Source organism: Streptomyces sp. NBC_00353, assembly GCF_036108815.1.
Classification (GTDB): Bacteria; Actinomycetota; Actinomycetes; order Streptomycetales; family Streptomycetaceae; genus Streptomyces.
In genome coordinates this window covers 1,869,012-1,887,336 of the sequence record NZ_CP107985.1, presented here as the reverse complement: position 1 = coordinate 1,887,336, position 18,325 = coordinate 1,869,012, and the positions used below count along the sequence as shown (strand labels likewise).

16 protein-coding genes and 1 pseudogene are annotated in these 18,325 nt (G+C 69.1%); 14 read left to right on the top strand and 3 right to left on the bottom strand.

Features of this window, described 5'->3' with window-relative positions; translation table 11 throughout:
* The first annotated feature begins 50 nt into the window (after nucleotides 1-50).
* From OHA88_RS08940 to OHA88_RS08885, 12 genes are all read left to right on the top strand, one after another.
* A complete protein-coding gene (locus OHA88_RS08940; RefSeq protein ID WP_328625011.1) occupies nucleotides 51-1,037 on the top strand; it encodes an RNA polymerase sigma factor in 987 nt (328 codons plus the stop codon).
* A gap of 109 nt (nucleotides 1,038-1,146) precedes the next feature.
* Nucleotides 1,147-2,106, top strand: a complete 960-nt coding sequence (locus tag OHA88_RS08935) for an ABC transporter ATP-binding protein (protein ID WP_328625010.1) — start codon at nucleotides 1,147-1,149, stop codon at nucleotides 2,104-2,106.
* Nucleotides 2,103-2,873 carry an MlaE family ABC transporter permease gene (locus tag OHA88_RS08930; protein WP_328625009.1) on the top strand — a complete coding sequence of 257 codons (771 nt, stop codon included), beginning with the start codon at nucleotides 2,103-2,105 and terminating at the stop codon, nucleotides 2,871-2,873. The genes OHA88_RS08935 and OHA88_RS08930 overlap by 4 nt, the downstream gene beginning before the upstream one ends.
* Nucleotides 2,874-2,875: 2 nt before the next feature.
* The gene (locus OHA88_RS08925) at nucleotides 2,876-3,679 is read left to right on the top strand and encodes an MlaE family ABC transporter permease (RefSeq protein WP_328625008.1); all 804 of its coding nucleotides are present in this window, start codon (nucleotides 2,876-2,878) and stop codon (nucleotides 3,677-3,679) included.
* Between the two features lie 78 nt (nucleotides 3,680-3,757).
* Nucleotides 3,758-4,954 (top strand): MCE family protein, encoded by a 1,197-nt coding sequence (locus OHA88_RS08920; RefSeq protein ID WP_443044358.1) that lies wholly within the window; start codon nucleotides 3,758-3,760, stop codon nucleotides 4,952-4,954.
* Entirely contained in the window at nucleotides 4,951-5,985 is a 1,035-nt protein-coding gene (locus OHA88_RS08915; protein WP_328625006.1) for an MCE family protein, read from the top strand. Before OHA88_RS08920 ends, OHA88_RS08915 begins: the two co-directional genes overlap by 4 nt.
* On the top strand, nucleotides 5,982-6,962 hold the full coding sequence (locus OHA88_RS08910; RefSeq protein ID WP_328625005.1) for an MCE family protein: 981 nt from the start codon (nucleotides 5,982-5,984) through the stop codon (nucleotides 6,960-6,962). Before OHA88_RS08915 ends, OHA88_RS08910 begins: the two co-directional genes overlap by 4 nt.
* A complete protein-coding gene (locus OHA88_RS08905; protein ID WP_328625004.1) occupies nucleotides 6,959-8,125 on the top strand; it encodes an MCE family protein in 1,167 nt (388 codons plus the stop codon). Before OHA88_RS08910 ends, OHA88_RS08905 begins: the two co-directional genes overlap by 4 nt.
* Nucleotides 8,122-9,432, top strand: a complete 1,311-nt coding sequence (locus tag OHA88_RS08900; protein ID WP_328625003.1) for an MCE family protein — start codon at nucleotides 8,122-8,124, stop codon at nucleotides 9,430-9,432. Before OHA88_RS08905 ends, OHA88_RS08900 begins: the two co-directional genes overlap by 4 nt.
* On the top strand, nucleotides 9,429-10,700 hold the full coding sequence (locus OHA88_RS08895; RefSeq protein WP_328625002.1) for an MlaD family protein: 1,272 nt from the start codon (nucleotides 9,429-9,431) through the stop codon (nucleotides 10,698-10,700). Before OHA88_RS08900 ends, OHA88_RS08895 begins: the two co-directional genes overlap by 4 nt.
* Nucleotides 10,667-11,248: a hypothetical protein gene (locus tag OHA88_RS08890; protein WP_443044200.1), complete on the top strand. Its 582-nt coding sequence runs from the start codon at nucleotides 10,667-10,669 to the stop codon at nucleotides 11,246-11,248. The genes OHA88_RS08895 and OHA88_RS08890 overlap by 34 nt, the downstream gene beginning before the upstream one ends.
* 64 nt (nucleotides 11,249-11,312) lie before the next feature.
* A complete protein-coding gene (locus OHA88_RS08885) occupies nucleotides 11,313-12,101 on the top strand; it encodes a hypothetical protein (RefSeq protein ID WP_328625000.1) in 789 nt (262 codons plus the stop codon).
* A 313-nt stretch (nucleotides 12,102-12,414) separates the two neighbouring features.
* Here the strand turns inward: OHA88_RS08885 and OHA88_RS08880 are convergent, their stop codons facing one another.
* The 3 genes and pseudogenes from OHA88_RS08880 to OHA88_RS08870 all read right to left on the bottom strand — a co-directional run bounded on the left by OHA88_RS08880 (nucleotide 12,415) and on the right by OHA88_RS08870 (nucleotide 16,819).
* Entirely contained in the window at nucleotides 12,415-13,827 is a 1,413-nt protein-coding gene (locus OHA88_RS08880; RefSeq protein WP_328624999.1) for an MFS transporter, read from the bottom strand.
* 371 nt (nucleotides 13,828-14,198) lie between these two features.
* Nucleotides 14,199-16,430 carry a catalase/peroxidase HPI gene (katG, locus tag OHA88_RS08875; protein WP_328624998.1) on the bottom strand — a complete coding sequence of 744 codons (2,232 nt, stop codon included), beginning with the start codon at nucleotides 16,428-16,430 and terminating at the stop codon, nucleotides 14,199-14,201.
* Nucleotides 16,400-16,819 (bottom strand): annotated as a pseudogene (locus OHA88_RS08870) (transcriptional repressor). The gene katG and the pseudogene OHA88_RS08870 overlap by 31 nt, the downstream one beginning before the upstream one ends.
* A gap of 193 nt (nucleotides 16,820-17,012) precedes the next feature.
* On the opposite strand from OHA88_RS08870, the gene OHA88_RS08865 reads away from it, so the two are divergent.
* Nucleotides 17,013-17,441 carry a Fur family transcriptional regulator gene (locus tag OHA88_RS08865; RefSeq protein WP_267008551.1) on the top strand — a complete coding sequence of 143 codons (429 nt, stop codon included), beginning with the start codon at nucleotides 17,013-17,015 and terminating at the stop codon, nucleotides 17,439-17,441.
* A 139-nt stretch (nucleotides 17,442-17,580) separates the two neighbouring features.
* The gene (locus tag OHA88_RS08860; protein WP_328624997.1) at nucleotides 17,581-18,222 is read left to right on the top strand and encodes an HAD family hydrolase; all 642 of its coding nucleotides are present in this window, start codon (nucleotides 17,581-17,583) and stop codon (nucleotides 18,220-18,222) included.
* Nucleotides 18,223-18,325 lie beyond the last annotated feature (103 nt).

The following is an 18,325-nucleotide window of genomic DNA, read 5'->3' as shown; positions in this document are numbered from 1 at the left end:
CCCGCGCCGGGCCGAACCATGCTCGGCCGGGTGAGCGCGAAGGGGCCCTCATGGCGACGGACACAAACGCGGCCGACGACCGGTGGCAGCGCGCGTGGAGCCACCGCGAGCAACTGCTCAAGGTGGCCCGGCGCAGATCCATGAGTCCGGAGGACGCCGAGGACGCCGTACACGAGGCGATGCTGCGCGCAGTGGAGCACCCGGAACTGGACGACGAGCGGCTGGGCGCGTGGCTGACGACGGTGACGATGCGGCTGTGCGTGGACCGCTACCGGCAGGTCAACCGGGAGAGCGAGGTGCGCAGCAACCCGCGGCTTCTCTCGCCGGTCCCGGTGCCGGTCGAGGAGGCTGTCTGCGACCGCGCCGAGGCGAGGTGGCTCGCCCGCCACAGCGATGAACTGCCCGCCCGCCAGGCCGAGGCCCTGTGGCTGAAGTCCGAGGATCTGGACGTCGGCCAGGTCGCCGTGAAGATGGGGCTGAGTTACCGCACCGTCGAGTCCCTGCTGGCTCGGGCCCGCCGGACGCTGCGCCATTCGCTGGCGGCCACGCTGGGCCTCGCCCTGTGGCTGGTCGGGCACGGCCGCCCACGGGGCGGGAACGCCCACGCAGTGGCGGTGGCCTCTACAGCGGCGACGCTGGCGTTCGCGGGCCTGATTCTCCTCCCGTACGTTCATGACGGTGACGGGCCCGGTTCGTCGCGTCCGGCGTCCCCCGGGGTCTCACAGGCCGCGGATGCGCGGGAGCCGGCCCTCACCCGTACGGCACCGCCGACCGCATCCACTCCCACCGGGCCGGCGCGGGGCGCTGCGGACGCCGGGCGGCGTTCCGGTGGTCCCTTGCTCACGCCATTGCCCCGGGTTGCGCTGCCGGCTCTGCCGCTGAGCACTCCGGCCGTCCCGGAGGTGCCGGCCGTGCCGGAGGTTCCGGTACCCGGTCTGACCGACCTGCCGTCGGCACCGTTGCCGTCGACCTCACTGCCCACGGTGGCCCTACCGGCCGACGCGACGGACGCGGCGTCGCCGATCCCCCACCCGTAGGAACCTTCGGGAACCGTCCGGAAAAAATCTTCGGTCCGCAGCGACGGACGGGCCGCCCTTCCTCGTAGAGCAGATGTCGGAGCTGCTACACGGCTGAAGGGTGAACCGGATGGGTGTCGAGATCTGCGTGGAAGGGCTGACCAAGTCCTTCGGTCACCAGGTCATCTGGCAGGACGTTTCGCTGACGCTGCCCGCCGGCGAGGTCTCGGTGATGCTCGGTCCTTCGGGCACCGGCAAGTCGGTGTTCCTCAAGACGCTCGTCGGGCTGCTCAAGCCCGAACGCGGGTCGATCCGGATCGCGGGTACGGACATCACCGCCCTGCGCGAACACGACCTGTACGAGGTGCGGAAGCTGTTCGGCGTGCTGTTCCAGGACGGCGCGCTGTTCGGGTCCATGAACCTCTACGACAACATCGCCTTCCCGCTGCGGGAGCACACCCGCAAGCCGGAGAGCGCGATCAGAGGGATCGTGCTCGAGAAGATGGACATGGTCGGCCTGATCGGTGCCGAGGAGAAGCTGCCCGGCGAGATATCCGGCGGTATGCGCAAACGGGCCGGACTGGCCAGGGCCCTGGTTCTCGATCCGGAGATCATCCTCTTCGACGAGCCGGACTCGGGGCTCGACCCGGTCCGGGTGGCCTATCTCAACCAGCTGATCGTCGACCTCAACGCGCAGATCGACGCGACTTTTCTGATCGTCACCCACGACATCGCGTCGGCGCGGCAGGTCCCGGACAACATCGGGCTGCTGTTCCGGCGCGAGCTGGTGATGTTCGGCCCCCGGGAGAAGCTGCTGACCAGCGAGGAGCCGGTGGTACGGCAATTCCTCAACGGCCGGATGCAGGGGCCGATCGGCATGGCCGAGGAGAAGGACGCGGCCCAGGTCGAACAGGAGCTGGCGCAGCTCGGCGATGACGCCGATCCCGTGCCGCGGGGCCTGCCCGAGCTGACTCCACGTCTTCTGCCAACCGCAGGGATCACCCGCCCGCCGCGCTGGGAGGCGATCGCCGAGCGGGAGGCGCTGCGACAGGTGAGGGCCGCAGTGCGCGGAAGGGGGGCGGGCATATGAGCCTGTCGCCCACCGGAGCGCTGAGGCACTCGGGCAACCTCTTCGCGCTGGGTCTGGACGTCCTGCGGACGATGCCCAGACGCCCCTTCCAGGCAAGGGAGTTCATCCAGCAGGCGTGGTTCATCGCCAGTGTGACGGTCCTGCCGACCGCGCTGGTGTCCATTCCCTTCGGCGCCGTGATCGCCCTGCAGATCGGCAGTCTGACCCGGCAGCTGGGCGCGCAGTCCTTCGCCGGAGCTGCGTCCGTCCTGGCCGTGCTGCGCGAGGCCTCGCCGATCGTGACGGCGCTGCTGATCGCCGGGGCGGGAGGTACCGCGATCTGCGCGGACCTCGGGGCGCGGAAGATCCGCGAGGAGATCGACGCCATGGAGGTACTGGGCATCGACCCTGTCCACCGCCTGGTCGTACCGCGCGTACTGGCCTCGATGGTGGTGGCGGTCCTGCTCAACGGCCTGGTCTCGGTCGTCGGCGTGGCCGGCGGCTACTTCTTCAACGTGATCCTGCAGAACGGCACGCCCGGCGCCTATCTCGCGTCGTTCACCACCCTCGCCCAGCTGTCGGACCTGTGGGCGGCCGAGCTGAAGGCCCTGGTCTTCGGCGCCATCGCCGCGATCGTCGCCTCGTACAAGGGACTTACCGCCAAGGGCGGCCCGAAGGGCGTGGGCGACGCCGTGAATCAGTCTGTGGTGATCACTTTCATGCTGCTGTTCGTCACCAACTTCGTGATGACCGCCGCCTACTTCCAGATCGTGCCGCAGAAGGGATGAGGATGGGACTCACGCAATGGCTCGAGGAGCTGGGCACCCAACTGGCCTTCTACGGGCGCTCACTGACCTGGACCGGACGGACCCTGCGCCGCTACAAGAAGGAGATCCTGCGGCTGCTCGCGGAGGTGAGCTTCGGCCGCGGCGCGCTGGCCGTCGTCGGCGGAACCGTCGGTGTCATCGCCTTCCTGTCCTTCTTCACCGGCACCGAGGTCGGCCTGCAGGGGTACGCGGCGCTGAACCAGCTGGGCACTTCGAACTTCGTGGCGTTCCTCTCGGCGTACTTCAACACCCGTGAGATCGCACCGCTGGTGGCGGGTCTCGCCCTGTCCGCGACGGTCGGCGCCGGGTTCACCGCCCAACTCGGCGCGATGCGGATCAGCGAGGAGACGGACGCGCTCGAGGTGATGGGTGTTCCCTCGCTGCCGTACCTGGTGACCACCCGGATGATCGCCGGCTTCGTCGCCGTGATCCCGCTCTATGTGATCGGGCTGCTGTCCTCGTATTTCGCCGCACGCACCATCACCACCGGCTACTACGGACAGTCCACCGGCACCTACGACCACTACTTCCAGCAGTATCTGCCGCCGGTCGACGTGTTCTGGTCCTTCGGCAAGGTGATCGTATTCGCCGTCGTGATCATCCTTGTGCACTGCTACTACGGCTACTACACGAGCGGTGGCCCGGCCGGCGTCGGCGTCGCGGTCGGCCGTGCGGTGCGCACCTCCATCGTCGCCATCAACGTACTCGACTTCTTCCTCAGCCTGGCGATCTGGGGCGCCAATACGACCGTACGGATTGCGGGGTAACGAGCGATGCGCATTCCAGGACCGACCGTGGCACGAGGCACCCGGCTGAGGCTGTACGGCGTCGCCTTCCTCGTGGTGATGGCGCTGTTGCTGTCGCTGTCCGTGGCCGTCTACCAACAGGTGTTCACCTCGGTCGTACGCATCACGCTGGAGGCCGACACGCTGGGCAACCAGCTGGACCCGCGGGCCGACGTCAAACTGCGCGGGCTGCTGGTCGGCGAGGTGCGCGCGGTGCGGGCCGACGGTGAGAAGGCGACTCTCACCATCGCGCTCGAGCCGGAGCACGTCTCGCGTATCCCGGCCGATGTGCACGCCCGACTGCTGCCCAAGACGCTGTTCGGCGAGAAGTTCGTCGACCTGGTGCCGCCGCGCGGGTCGGGCGCCCGGCACATCCGCGCCGGCGATGTCATCACCCAGGACCGCACGACGGTCGGCATCGAGCTGCAGCAGCTGATGAACGACCTGCTGCCGCTGTTGCGCACCGTACGGCCCGCGGAGCTCAACGCCACCCTGTCCGCGTTCGCCTCCGCTCTGGAAGGGCGCGGGGATCGCATCGGCGCCAATCTGACCCGCGTCGAAGGCTACTTGCACAACCTCAACCCCCATATGCCGTCCATCAAGGAGGACATCGCGCGCTTCGCCGATGTGGCGGAGGTGTACGGCGACGCCGCACCCGATCTGATGCGGGTCCTGCGCAACTCCGTCACCACCAGCCGCACAGTCGTCGAGCAGCAGGACCGGTTGGCCGAGGCTCTGAAGACGACCACCACGGTCGCCGGCACCGCGGAGAAGTTCTTCGACGGCAACGGCGACCGGCTCATCACGCTCGGCCGTGTCTCCCGGCCCACACTGGCGCTGTTCGCCCGCTACGCACCCGAATACCCCTGCCTCCTCGACGGCCTGGTGAAGCAGGAGGCGGCGTCCGAAGAGGCGTTCAGGGGCGGAGAGATGCACATCACGCTCGAATTCGTCCGCCCACGGCCCGCGTACCGACCCGGTGAGGAACCGCGCTATGCAGAGCGCTCAGGACCCGACTGCAGGGGCCTGCCCAACCCCCATGTCCCCGCACCCGATGTCCATCTCGACGACGGTACGTCGCGGACAGGCGCGGGCGGACCGCCCGGCCGAGCCGGCGTGTCCGCCACCGCGGCCGAGCAGGAGGCCGTCGGCTCGCTCGTGGCCCCCGTCCTCGGGGTGCCGGCCGACCGGGTGCCCGCGGTCGCGACGCTGCTGTTCGGCCCGATGGCCCGCGGAACGGCGGTGAGCGTCGCATGAGGAGAGCACGTGCCACCGATGCCATGGCGCCGCTGGTCAAATTCAGTGTGTTCGCGGTGGTGACGGTGCTGGCGACCGCGCTGCTCGCGGCGACCATCGTCAATATCTCCTTCACTCCCGAGGACACCTACCGGGCGGTGTTCAGCGATGTCACCAGCCTGGAGGAGGGCGACGACATCAGGGTGGCCGGAGTTCGCGTCGGCGAGGTCCAGGACATCGCGATCAAGGACCGCACGCTGGCCGAGGTGACGTTCACCGTCTCACGTGACCGGCCGCTGCTGAGCAGCACCGGCGCGGTCATCCGCTACCGGAGTCTGGTGGGGTCGCGCTATGTCGCCCTGACCGAGGGCGCGGGCGACGGTACGCGCCTCAAGCCGGGCGGCGTGATCCCGCTCGCCAGGACGAAGCCCGCGCTCGATCTCAACGCCCTGCTCGGCGGGTTCAAGCCCTTGTTCGCGGCGCTGAGCCCGGAAGACGTCAACCAGCTCGCCACCGAAATCATCAAGACCCTGCAGGGCGAAGGAGGGACCGTCAACAGCCTGCTCGCGCACACCGCGTCGCTCACCACGACTATCGCCGATCGCGACGAACTGATCGGCTCCGTGATCGACAACCTCAACACGGTGCTGGGGACTCTGGACAAGCGCGATGCCCGCTTCTCCGGCCTCCTCAAGCAGCTGCAACGGCTGATCTCCGGCCTCTCCGCCGACCGTAAGCCGATCGGCGCGTCACTGGCGGGCATCGACGGGCTGACCGAGGCCACCTCGGGCCTCCTCCAGGATGCTCGGCCTCCGCTGCGCGACGACATCGCCGGGCTGCGAGACCTCACCGGAACGCTGAACGCGAACGAGAAGACCGTGGAGGGCGTGCTGAAGCGGCTGCCGAGCAAGCTCAACAAGCTGACAGGGACCGCCTCGTACGGCTCCTGGTTCAACTTCTACCTCTGTGACTTCGACGGCCGGATCGTGCTGCCGAAGACCAGGGAGGTCCTCACCCCCGAGCTCCATGTGGCCCGGGCGAGGTGCTCATGATTACGTTCCGCGAGAAGAATCCTGTGGTGATCGGAGCCGTGGGCATCACCACGCTCGTGCTGCTGGCCTTGGCCGCGTTCAACGCCGACAGCCTGCCGTTGATCGGCGACGGCGAGACGTACAGTGCGGCCTTCGCCGAGGCGGGCGGCCTCAAGCCCGGCGACGAGGTGCGGATCGCCGGGGTCAAGGTGGGCAAGGTCGACGAGGTCGACCTGGACGGTGACCATGTCAAAGTCACCTTCCGGGTCAAGGGACAGCCCGAGTTCGGCACCCGGACCGGGGCTGCCATCAGGGTCAAGACGATCCTGGGCGCGAAGTACCTCGCACTGCAGCCGAAGGGCACCGGGCAGCTGCGGCCCGGCAGCGAGATTCCGCTGAACCGGACGGTTCCCGTGTACGACGTCGTGGCAGCGTTCAGTGATCTGACAACCACCACGGAGAAGGTCGACACAGCTCGGCTGGCGAAGGCTCTCGACACCATCTCCGCCACCTTCGAGGATTCGCCGACCGAGGTACGGGCGTCCATCAAGGGCCTGTCGAAGATCTCCCGGACGGTCGCCTCCCGCGATCAGTCGCTGCGGCAACTCCTCGATCACGCCCATGGGGTCACCGGTGTGCTGAAGAACCGCTCCGAGGAGTTCGTCGTACTGGTCAGGGACGGCGACAAGCTCTTCAAGGAGATCGCCAGGCGGCGGGCGGCGATCCACTCGCTGCTCAAGAGCTCGGCCGCGGTCGGCATCCAGCTCTCCGGCCTGGTCGAGGAGAACCGTAAGCAGATCGGCCCGGCGCTCAAAGGGCTCAACTCGGTGGTCACCATGCTCGAACGCAACCAGGCGAGCCTCGACCGAAGCATCAAGTTGCTCGCGCCCTACGTGCGGGTGTTCACCAACACCCTCGGCAACGGGCGGTGGTTCGACAGCTATATCCAGAACGTGGTCGCCGCTCCGGCGGTTCCGCGGACGGGAGGCTCGCGATGAGGACCCGTTTCATACCGCCTCTCACACCGAGGGGACGTCTTGCCCGGCGGCTGGCCCTGGTCGTCGCGTTCGCGCTCGTTGCGGGCACGGCGGCAGTCGTCCTGTGGCCGCGCTCAACCCCTGTCCATGTCACCGCGTACTTCCCGCGCACCGTCGGCCTCCACCCCGGCTCGGACGTACGCGTCCTCGGCGTCCGCGTCGGTGAGGTCGGGAAGATCACGCCGGAAGGCGGCCACGTGCGGGTGGAGCTTGAGTACGAGCCCGGGCGCAGGATTCCCGCGAACGCGCAGGCCGCGATCATCAACTCCTCGGTCGTCAGCGACCGTTACGTACAGCTGCTGCCCGTCTACCGTGGCGGTCCCGTGATGGAGGACGGCGCGTTCATCCCGGAGAGCCGCACGGCTGTGCCGGTCGAGCTGGACCGAATCTTCGACAGCCTGCACACGACAGCCGCGGCGTTCGGCCCGAAAGGCGCCAACGAGGACGGTTCGCTGTCCCGGTTGCTCGGGGTGAGCGCGGACAACCTCGACGGCCAGGGCGCACAGCTCAACCAGACGGTCGAGGGCCTGTCACTGGCGGTCACCACCCTCTCCGACGGCCGAAAGGACCTGTTCGGCACCGTACGGAATCTGCAGGTGTTCACCGCGGCGCTGGCCGCCGACGACAAGAACGTGCGGTCGTTCAACGACAGCCTCTCCGACGTGGCCGACCAGCTCGCCGGGGAACGAAAGGACCTGGCGGCGGCGCTGCGGCATCTGGGGGTGGCGCTGGGCGATGTGGCCGCGTTCGTACGCAGCAACAAGAAGGCGCTGACGGCGGATGTGAAGGGGCTCAGCAAGGTCACCAAGGTGCTGGTCACCCAGCGTGCCGCCCTGGCGGAGCTGCTGGAGGTCGCGCCGGCCGGGCTCTCCAACCTGCAGAACGCCTACAACCCCTCGTCCGGCACCCTCGACACCCGTAACAACGTGGACCAGCCCCAGGATCCGGCCGCGCTGCTCTGCTCGCTGCTGAGGACCACAGGGGACGCCGGCGGCAAGAACCCGGACTGCAAGGAGCTCCAGGAGCTCTTCGACACGCTGCCCCAACTGCCCAGTGCCGTACCGGTGTCGGGCACCGGGCCGGTCGACCGGACGCTTGGCGGAATCCTGGAGGCCGGGGCATGACGATCAGCAGAGTGAGGCGCGGTGGCAGGGCGGCGGCCCTGTGGACGGCAGTGGGCTCGGTGGTGCTCACCGGCTGCGAGTTCAACGGCCTGTACGACGTGGGGCTGCCCGGTGGCGCGGCCGACAACGGCAACGCCTACCGGGTCACCGTCGAGTTCCGGGACGTCCTCGATCTGGTGCCGCAGTCGGCCGTGAAGGTCAACAACGTCACGGTGGGCTCGGTCGAGAAGGTGGAACTGGTCGACTGGCATGCCCGTGTGCGGCTCCGGGTCGACGGCGCGGTGAAGCTGCCGGGTAACGCGATTGCCGAGCTGCGCCAGACCAGCATGCTCGGCGAGAAGTACGTGGCCCTGTCCGCCCCGGCGGAGAGGGCACCCGTGGGCAGGCTCCGCGACGGTGACCGGATCCCGCTGTCCCGCAGCGGGCGAAACCCGGAGATCGAGGAGGTGCTCTCCGCGCTGTCAGCGCTACTCAACGGCGGTGGGGTGGCTCAGCTGAAGACGGTCACCACGGAGTTGAACAAGGCCCTGGAGGGCCGGGAGAACCGGGTGAAGTCCCTGCTGACCGAGCTGGACACCTTTCTGGGCGGTCTTGATGGGCAGCGCAAGGAGATCGTCCGCGCGCTCGAAGGAATCGACCGGCTGGCCACACGGCTGGCGCGGGAGAAGAGGACCATCGCCACGGCGGTCGACACCATGCCGGGCGCACTGAAGGTGCTGGCAAGCCAGCGCCGCAAGCTGACCGCGATGCTCACGTCTCTGTCGAAGCTCGGCACGGCCGGCACCAAGGTGGTCAATGCCTCGCGGGCCGACCTGACCGCCAATCTGCGCAGTCTGCGGCCGATCCTGCAGCAGTTGAACAAGGCAGGCAGCGACCTGCCCAACTCCCTGGAGCTTCTGACGACGTATCCGTTCCCGCGCAATGTGACGGGCGCCATCAAGGGCGACTACGTCAATCTCAAGATCACCGCCGATCTGGATCTGGCGAGCGTCTACGGCAATCTCGCCGAAGAGCCCAAGAAGCCGGGCGCACCGGACAAGCCAGAGCTGCCGGAGCTACCAGACCTACCGGAGCTGCCGGAGTCGCCGGGTGCACCCGGCGTACCGCTGCCTACCGCGCTGCCGAAGGCTCCGGACGTGCCCAAGAAGCCCGGCACACCGTCCGGGCCACCGGTCGATTCCGATCCGCTGTGTCCGCCGGTGTGCACCGGCAGTTACGCCACCTACGGAGGCAGGGACGCAGACCGCCTTCCGCCCGGGGTGTCGCTCTCCCTTGCCGAGCTCATGCTGAAGGGGATGCAACTGTGATCACTCGTACGGTCAAGGCCCAGTTGCTCGCCTTCGCCACGGTCACGGCCGTCGGGGTGTCGTACGTGGGCGCCCGGTACACCGGCCTGGCGGATGCACTCCTCGACCGCGGTTACACCGTGCGCGCCGAGTTCACCGCGTCCGGTGGCGTCTTCCCGGGAGCGGAGGTCACCTACCGCGGGGTGCCAGTGGGCCGCGTCGGTGAGCTGCGGCTGTCCGGCTCCCGTGGGGTGTCGGTGGCGCTGGAGATCGAGGACGGGGCGCGCATACCGGCCAACACACTGGCGGTGGTGGCGAACCGTTCGGCGGTCGGCGAGCAGTACGTCGATCTGCAGCCGCGGGACAGCGACGGCCCGTATCTGAGGGACGGGAGCGTGATCGCCCGCGGTGACACCCGGGTGCCGCTGCCCATCACGGATGTCGTGCTGAGCCTGGACCGGCTGGTCAACTCCGTGGGCAAGGAAGATCTGCGGATCACGGTCGACGAGCTCGGCAAGGCTTTCGCCGGAACCGGCCCGCATCTGAGCCGTCTTGTGGACTCGGGCAACAACCTGGTGGAGTCGGCGTCCGCGTCGCTGCCGCAGACCGTCTCGCTGATCGAGGACTCGCGCACGGTCCTCAAGACACAGGTCGACAAGGGGTCGGCGATCAGGTCGTTCTCGCACGACCTGGCGGCCCTGACCACCGAGTTGAAGTCCAGTGACGGGGACCTGCGCAGGCTGATCGGCTCGACCGCGCCGGCCGCACAGGAGCTGAACTCGCTGCTCAAGGCGAACGAGACCGCTCTGCCCGTGCTGCTGGGAAATCTGATCAGCGGCGGCCAGATCACCGTGGCGCGGCTGCCCGGCGTGGAACAGGCCCTGGTGACCTTTCCGGTCGTCGTCGCGGGCAGTCCCACGGTCGTCCCGAGCGACGGCACCACCCACTTCGGCCTGGTCGCCGGGGCCGACGAGCCGGCGCCGTGCCGTCAGGGATACGGCACCCAGCGGCGTGACCCCGCGGACACCAGCGAGCGCCCCGCCGACACCGGCGCGCGCTGCACGGCCCCGCGCGGCAGCGCCACCTCGGTCCGTGGCGCGCAGAACGTGCCCGGTGCCTCGACTTCGACGGGGACCGGGCGGGCCGCGTATGTGGCCCCCTACGACCCGGAGACCGGCATCGCCGCCGGTCCGGACGGAACGCCCGTCGAGATCGGCTCGACGGGTGGCGAACAGAGTGTGCTCGGAAAGGACTCGTGGCAATGGCTGCTCGTCGGACCTATGGCATGAACGCGGGCATCCTCGCGCGCCTGACCCGCTCGCTCCGCCTGCTCGGCACCACGGCGGCGGCCTCGGCCCGGCGTGGCAGGACCGTGGCGGCGACGCTCGCCGTGGCGACGGTCGTGACCACGGCGCTGAGCGGCTGGCTCTGCGTCCAGGTGTACGAGCAGCGCGCGGAGGCGCAGCGGCGCCAGGACATTTTGGCCGCCGCCCGCCAGTCCGCACTCAACTTCACCTCGCTCGACTACCGGCACTACGAGCAGGACAGCGAGAACGTGCTGAAGGGCGCCACCGGTGCCTTCAAGGAGCAGTTCTCCGCGCAGACCGCCGAGCTGACGAAGCTGGTCGCGGCCAACAAGTCGGTGTCGCAGGGGCAGGTGCTCGAAGCAGGCATCGCGCGTTCCGACGAGCGCACCGCACGCGTCCTGGTCGTCGCCGACAGCAAGGTGACCAATTCCGCCGCCCCCGGGGGTCAGGCCCGCACCTATCGGCTCCAGCTCGATCTCGTACTCGAGCACGGCCGCTGGCTGACGTCCGATGTCGAGTTCGTCGGCTGACCAGGTGCCGGAGGACACACCCGTACCACCTGCAGTGAGGAGCAAGGCAGTGAGGAGCAACACCGTGGCGAACCCGACTGGACGAGGCCCCGGCGCCGCAACCCCCGGCCGCCGCTCGATGGCCGCCGCCGCCCGAGCGGCGGCCCGGCGGACGGAACGGGTCGCAACCCGCAGTGCGGACGAGATGCGTCCGAAGACAGTGGACAGGACGCATCCGCCGGCTCGGGACGAGGCGTCTCCGGAAGCACCCGACGACGCGAGCCAGGGCCGGAAGGCGGAAGATCAACAGGCCGGGCCGGTGCTGCATGCCGACGATCCGGTGGTCGCCTCTGCGCAGAGTCGGATACGTGGCCGGTTCCGCGCAGTGCCGGCCGTACTGGCCGTGCTGGTGGCAGCGATGCCGGCCGCGGCCGCCGTGCTGGGGTGGGAGTACGAGGAGGGACGACAGGCGGACGGCGCGCGGTTGGAGGCGCTCGTCGCGGCGCAGAAGGCGGCGCCCGTGGTGCTGTCGTACGACTACCGGCGGCTCGACAAGGACTTCGCGGCGGCGCGCGGCCACCTGACCGGGAAGTTCCGTGACGAATACGGCAGGACCACCACACGGGTGGTGGCGCCGACCGCCGTCAAGTACCACGGGGTGGTCAAGGCGACGGTGGTGAAGCCGCCGGGCGGTGGCGCACCGGTCGCCTCCGTGGTGTCGGCCTCGCCGGACAAGGCCGTGGTCCTGCTTTTCGTCAATCAGGTGACCACGAGCACGCAAGTTACGGGGCCGCGCGTCGACCTGAACCGGGTGCGAATGACGCTGACGCGTACGTCCGCGGGCTGGAAGGTGAGTGCGGTGGACGCGCTGTAGCCGTATCGCCCGCGGATGGCCCGAAGCGCAGAGGTCTGGAGACCGGGCCGGCGGGCGGCGGCGGTCGGGCGAGCCCGGGCCTGCCTTGCCGGGTCCGGGAGGCCCATGGATGCGAGGCGCTCCGGGGCGCTCACGGACAGGATCTCGACGATCCGACCATCGACCAGGGTGCACGCCATCTCGCCCAGCAGCTTGCCGTTCGCGCCCCACGTCACGGTCCCGGACTCGCCATGTTGTTCGGCGTTCACGGCAAGCTGCAGGTCGCTCCGGCTTCCGTGGATTCCCGGAGCGTCGGCGACGGGTTGGCAGGTCTTCAGTCGGCGGCGTGGCGGGTTGCCTTCTGTGGGATGCAGAAGAGCGCGAGGGCGGCGGCCGCCAGGTACGCGGCCGCGCCGATGGCCATGCTGGTCCGCAGCCCGGTGGTGAAGTCGGCTGCGCCGGCCAGTAGCGAGCCCCCCAGCGCGACGCCTGCGGCGCTGCCGACCTGGCGGGTGGTGTTGAACAGGGCCGAGGCGGTGCCGGAGTACTTGTCGGGGGCGGCTGACATCGCGGTGGCGGTTGATCCGGTGAGGGCGAAGGACGTGCCGAAGCCCGCCGCCATCATCGGCGCAACGATCAGTAGGTAGTCCGGGTCCGGTCCGGCGGCGGCCCAGCCGGCCAGGCCCGCCGCGCCAAGGAGCATGCCCGTGACCACAAGCGGGCGGTGTCCGGTGGTGCCTGACAGCCGTCCGGACAGGACGGAGGCAAACATGGTCATGGCCACCGCCGGGAAGAGGGCGATCCCGGTGCGCAGCGCGGTCAGGCCGCGCTGGTGCTGGAAGTACAGACTGGCGGTGAAGATCATGCCGTAGAAGGCGAAGTTGAACAGCAGGCCGATGGCCGCGCCGCCGCTCATCGCGCGGGAGCGCAGCAACCACAGGGGCACCACGGGTGTGCGGGCCAGACGCTCGCGCAGGACGAACGCGGCGGCTGCCAGCAGACACAGGCCGGCCCCGGTGAGGATCAGTGGGTCTGCCCAGCCACGTCGTCCGGCCTCGTTCAGGACGGCGGTGAGCAGGGCCACCGTCGCGATGATCGCGCACTGGGCCGGCCAGTCCACGGGGCGGTCCGGGCGCCGGGCCGAAGCGGGCACGCGGCGCAGCGTCAGCAACAGGCAGGCGCATCCGACGGGCAGGTTGATGAAGAACACCCAGCGCCAGCCCAAGGTGGTGACCAGGAGGCCGCCCAGGAGGGGGCCGGCGCAGGCGGCGACGCCCGCCACCGAGCCCCAAATACCGAAGGCCCGGGAGCGCTCGGCGGGTGAGGGGTACGCCTGTTGGAGGAGGGCGAGGGAGCCGGGGACGATCAGTGCCGCGCCGAGTCCTTCCAACAGCCGGGCGGCGACCAGGGCCCCGGCACTCTGTGCCAGTCCGCAGCCGGCCGAGGCGACGGTGAACACCACCACCCCGGTGCAGAAGATTCGACGGTTTCCCAGCCGGTCGCCCAGCGCGCCGCCGGTGAGCAACAGGCCGGCGAAGACCAAGGTGTAACCGTCCGTGATCCACTGGATCCCGGTGAGCGAGGCCGACAGTTCCCGTCCCACCACCGGAACGGCGACGTTGATGACCGTCACGTCCAGGATGACCATGAAGTAGCCCGCGCAGACCGCGAGAAGCGGAGCCAGGGACCGGCCCGAAGCCGCAGGGCCATCCGGTACATCGGCTTCGGGACTGCCGGCGCGCACCATGGCGACAGGGTATTCCCGGGACGAACGCCTCCCGCGGCTTGAGCAGTCCGGTGGCGCGCCGAGCTCTCGCGCTGCGATGCGTCTCAACGGCGCGCATCAGGACCCCGGTTACTGAGTCGCGATGTCACCCGTGTGGAGGTAGCCCTCCGCGCGTCCGCGGGGCGGGGACCGACCGCGGTGCGGTGATCGCGAAGAGCCGGCGGCGATCGTGCTGGTGGTCAGGACGGACGGGACGGACGGTATGGGGCGGGAACTGCCGCCGGTCTGCGGCCTGCCCCGGCCGACCGCGCACCGGCGGTAGACCCGGTGGAGCCGGGCTTCGGACCGAGCACGTCCAGGTCGGCCGGTGGGGGCCGACCTGGACGCCATGATCAGACGAGGTCGAACCGGTCGAGGTTCATCACCTTGTCCCACGCCGCGACGAAGTCCTTCACGAACTTCTCCTTCGCGTCATCGCTCGCGTAGACCTCCGCGACCGCGCGCAGCTCGGAGTTCGACCCGAAGACGAGGTCGGCTCGGCTGCCGGTCCACTTGACCTGGCCCGTGGCGGCGTCGCGGCCCTCGAACGTATTCGCGTCCTCGGACGTCGCCTTCCACGTGGTGCCCAGATCGAGCAGGTTGACGAAGAAGTCGTTGGTCAAGGACCCGGGGGTCGTGGTGAAGGCGCCGAGCGGCGACTGCTGGTGGTTCGCGCCCAGGACGCGGAGGCCACCGACCAGGACCGTCAACTCGGGGGCGCTCAGCGTCAGCAGGTTCGCCTTGTCGAGCAGCAGGTACTCGGCCGGCAGCCGGTTGCTCTTGCCGAGGTAGTTCCGGAATCCGTCGGCGGTCGGCTCGAGCGCGGCGAACGACTCCAGGTCGGTCTGCTCCTGCGACGCGTCCACACGCCCCGGCGTGAAGGGGACCTGGATCTCGAAGCCGGCGTCCTTGGCGGCCTGCTCGACACCCGCACCACCGGCGAGCACGATCAGGTCGGCCAGCGAGACCTGCTTGCCGCTGCTCTGGGCCGAGTTGAAGGACTCCTGAATCCCCTCGAGGGTGCGCAGCACCGTCGCCAGCTGGTCGGGGTCGTTGACCTCCCATGCGCTCTGCGGCTGGAGACGGATGCGCGCGCCGTTGGCGCCGCCGCGCTTGTCGCTGCCGCGGAAGGAGGAGGCAGACGCCCATGCGGTGGACACGAGCTGGGACACCGACAGGTCCGAGGCGAGGATCCGTCCCTTGAGGGCGGCGATGTCCTCGGCGCCGACGAGCTGGTGCGTCACCTCGGGGAGCGGGTCCTGCCACAACAGCACCTCGGCGGGGACCTCCGGGCCGAGGTAGCGCACGATCGGACCCATGTCGCGGTGGGTCAGCTTGAACCACGCCCGGGCGAAGGCGTCCGCGAACTCGTCGGGGTTCTCGAGGAAACGTCGCGAGATCTGTTCGTAGGCCGGGTCGAAGCGGAGCGAGAGGTCGGTTGTCAGCATTGTCGGGGCGTGGCTCTTCGACGGGTCGTGGGCGTCGGGGACGGTGCCCGCCCCGGCGCCGTTCTTCGGCCTCCACTGGTGGGCGCCGGCGGGGCTCTTGAACAGCTCCCATTCGTGACCGAACAGGATCTCGAAGAAGCTGTTGTCCCAGGTGATCGGGGTGTTCGTCCAGATGCCCTCGAGGCCGCTGGTGATCGTGTCGCCACCCTTGCCGGTGCCGAAGGAGTTCCTCCAGCCGAGGCCCTGCTCCTCGAGCGGGGCGGCCTCGGGGTCGGCGCCGACGCTGTCCGCCGGGCCGGCGCCGTGGGTCTTGCCGAAGGTGTGGCCGCCCGCGATCAGGGCGACCGTCTCCTCGTCGTTCATCGCCATCCGGCGGAACGTCTCACGGATGTCGCGGGCCGCGGCGAGCGGGTCCGGAGTTCCGTTCGGACCCTCCGGGTTGACGTAGATGAGGCCCATCTGGACCGCACCGAGAGGGTTCTCCAGCTCACGGTCCCCGGTGTAGCGCTCGTCGCCGAGCCAGGTGGTCTCGGGACCCCAGTACACGTCCTCGTCGGGCTCCCAGACGTCCGCACGACCGCCGCCGAAGCCGAAGGTCTTGAAGCCCATCGACTCGAGGGCGACGTTGCCTGCGAGGATCATGAGGTCGGCCCACGAGAGGTCCTGGCCGTACTTCTTCTTGACCGGCCAGAGCAGGCGGCGGGCCTTGTCGAGGTTCCCGTTGTCCGGCCAGCTGTTGAGAGGGGCGAACCGCTGCTGGCCGGCCCCGGCGCCGCCGCGGCCGTCGCTGATCCGGTAGGTGCCCGCGCTGTGCCACGCCATCCGGATCATGAACGGGCCGTAGTGGCCGAAGTCGGCGGGCCACCAGTCCTGCGAGGTCGTCAGCACCTCTGCGATGTCCCGCTTCACTGCCGGAAGGTCGAGAGTCTTGAACGCCTCGGCGTAGTCGAACTCCTCGCCGAGGGGGTTGGCCACGCCGGGGTTCTTGGCCAGGATCTTCAGGTTGAGCCGCTCCGGCCACCACTGGCGGTTTCCGCCGCCTTGAGTCGGGTGCGGGGCGCGCCCGTGTGCGACCGGGCAGCCACCTCCGCCCTCCGCCTTCGCGTCTACGACGATTGCATCATGGTTCTCAGACATGGGAATCCTTCCGGACCAGGCGGATCACGGTGCTCAGGAACTGTGGACGGCGGAACAGTTGGGCATGGGCCCCAGTAGTCGGCTTCGGCCTTGTCGATCGAGAAGGCTTGGCCATCGGGCGCGACAGGAGCAGGGGGCCTCGCCGACCGCGCAGTCGACGTCGACGCGATGCGTCCCTCGAACCGGGCCGGGCTTCCGGCCGGTTCGATGCGGCGTACGTGTCGCGCCGAGGTGAGCGCGCGGGGGGTCTCACAGACGTGAAGGGAGATACGGCCCAGGCGATCGCGCACCGTGGCGGTGATCGTCTCGACGCCGAGGTGGTCATCGCCCTGGACGGCCTCAAGCAGCGCGACGCGGGCGGCTGTGACCCACAGGCTGGCACTGCGCAGCTCCTCGAGGGTGGTCCGGCACGGCTCTTTCTCCTGCGGTACTGGAGTCTTCCTGTCCCTTGGCTATCAACGAAACCGATCCTACAATGGACAGAATCCAAGTCAAGAAGCACGCCAAACCCATATCCAGCAGGAACCCGGACGTGCGTCGGCACCTTCGGGTATCCAACCGAACCTGAATAGGTGAACCGATATGAGTGACCTGCTGGAGCGACTGCGAGGGCGTGACTGGCGGATGACCTCCCAGCGTCGTGTCGTTGCGGAGGTCCTCGATGGTGAGCATGTGCATCTCACGGCCGACGAGGTGCACGCCCGTGCGGTACAGCGACTGCCCGAGATCTCCCGGGCGACCGTCTACAACGCCCTGGGCGAGCTGGTCGCTCTCGGTGAGGTCGTGGAGTTCTCCACCGACGGCCGCGCAAAGCGTTACGACCCCAATGCACAACACCCGCACCAGCACCTGGTGTGCTCCAGCTGCGGCATCATCCGCGATGTCCACCCGACCGGCAATCCGCTGACCGACCTCCCGGCGGAGGAGCGGTTCGGCTTCACGGTGTCCAAGGTCGAGGTCACCTACCGCGGGTTGTGCCCGTCGTGCGCCCAGGCCGTGTCTGATCATTGATCTTGTGGTGGGTCGCGGTGAGTCGACGGACGTGGCAGGGAGCCGGACTGCGCCGTTGCTGCCGGTGGGCAACAAGCCGGGGCGGCCTCCCGTCCCGTCGAGCGAGGACTGACCATGCATTCCGCGTAGGGTCGGCACGGTGATTGAGACCATCGTCTTCGACATCGGCGAAACCCTCACCAGGGACGACCGGTACTGGCGGTCCTGGGCGGAGTGGCTCGACGTCCCACGGCACACCGTCAGCGCACTCGTCGGGGCTGTCGTCACCCAAGGCCGCGACAACACGGACGCGTTGAGGATCCTCCGCCCCGACATCGACGTCGGCGCCGAGTACCGTGCGCGCGAAGCCGCCGGCCGGGGCGAGCACCTCGACGAGACGGACCTCTACCCGGATGTTCGGCCGGTCCTCGCGGGACTTCGCAAGCTCGGCGTCCGCGTCCTCGTCGCCGGGAACCAGACCGAGAAGGCCGGCATCCTGCTGCGTGCCCTGGACCTGCCCGCAGACCTCGTCGTCACCTCGGCGGAGTGGGGGGTCGCGAAGCCTGATCCGGCATTCTTCCAGCGGGTTCTGCAGGAGTCCGGTGCTGCTGCTCACGAGACGGTGTACGTCGGTGACCACCCTGTGAACGACGTGTTCCCGGCCAAGGCGGCCGGACTGCGGGTTGCCCACATTCGCCGCGGACCGTGGGGGAATTGGTGGGGTGACGACCCGGACGTCATTGCGGCCGCGGACTGGTCCATCAACTCACTCACCGACCTGACCGCCATCGTCCACGGGTGACGCAACCGGATGGCCCCACCTGAGAGCTTGCGTCCAGGCGGGGCCGTCTGCGTATCCGAGGCGTAGCCGCACAGCAGGAGCGGTACGTACACGCATCCCCACT

Coding starts and splice junctions, on each gene's coding strand:
- OHA88_RS08940 (WP_328625011.1), top strand. CDS start 51: ATGGCGACGGACACAAACGCGGCCGACGACCGGTGGCAGCGCGCGTGG.
- OHA88_RS08935 (WP_328625010.1), top strand. CDS start 1,147: ATGGGTGTCGAGATCTGCGTGGAAGGGCTGACCAAGTCCTTCGGTCAC.
- OHA88_RS08930 (WP_328625009.1), top strand. CDS start 2,103: ATGAGCCTGTCGCCCACCGGAGCGCTGAGGCACTCGGGCAACCTCTTC.
- OHA88_RS08925 (WP_328625008.1), top strand. CDS start 2,876: ATGGGACTCACGCAATGGCTCGAGGAGCTGGGCACCCAACTGGCCTTC.
- OHA88_RS08920 (WP_443044358.1), top strand. CDS start 3,758: ATGGCGCTGTTGCTGTCGCTGTCCGTGGCCGTCTACCAACAGGTGTTC.
- OHA88_RS08915 (WP_328625006.1), top strand. CDS start 4,951: ATGAGGAGAGCACGTGCCACCGATGCCATGGCGCCGCTGGTCAAATTC.
- OHA88_RS08910 (WP_328625005.1), top strand. CDS start 5,982: ATGATTACGTTCCGCGAGAAGAATCCTGTGGTGATCGGAGCCGTGGGC.
- OHA88_RS08905 (WP_328625004.1), top strand. CDS start 6,959: ATGAGGACCCGTTTCATACCGCCTCTCACACCGAGGGGACGTCTTGCC.
- OHA88_RS08900 (WP_328625003.1), top strand. CDS start 8,122: ATGACGATCAGCAGAGTGAGGCGCGGTGGCAGGGCGGCGGCCCTGTGG.
- OHA88_RS08880 (WP_328624999.1), bottom strand. CDS start 13,827: ATGGTGCGCGCCGGCAGTCCCGAAGCCGATGTACCGGATGGCCCTGCG.
- katG (WP_328624998.1), bottom strand. CDS start 16,430: ATGTCTGAGAACCATGATGCAATCGTCGTAGACGCGAAGGCGGAGGGC.
- OHA88_RS08865 (WP_267008551.1), top strand. CDS start 17,013: ATGAGTGACCTGCTGGAGCGACTGCGAGGGCGTGACTGGCGGATGACC.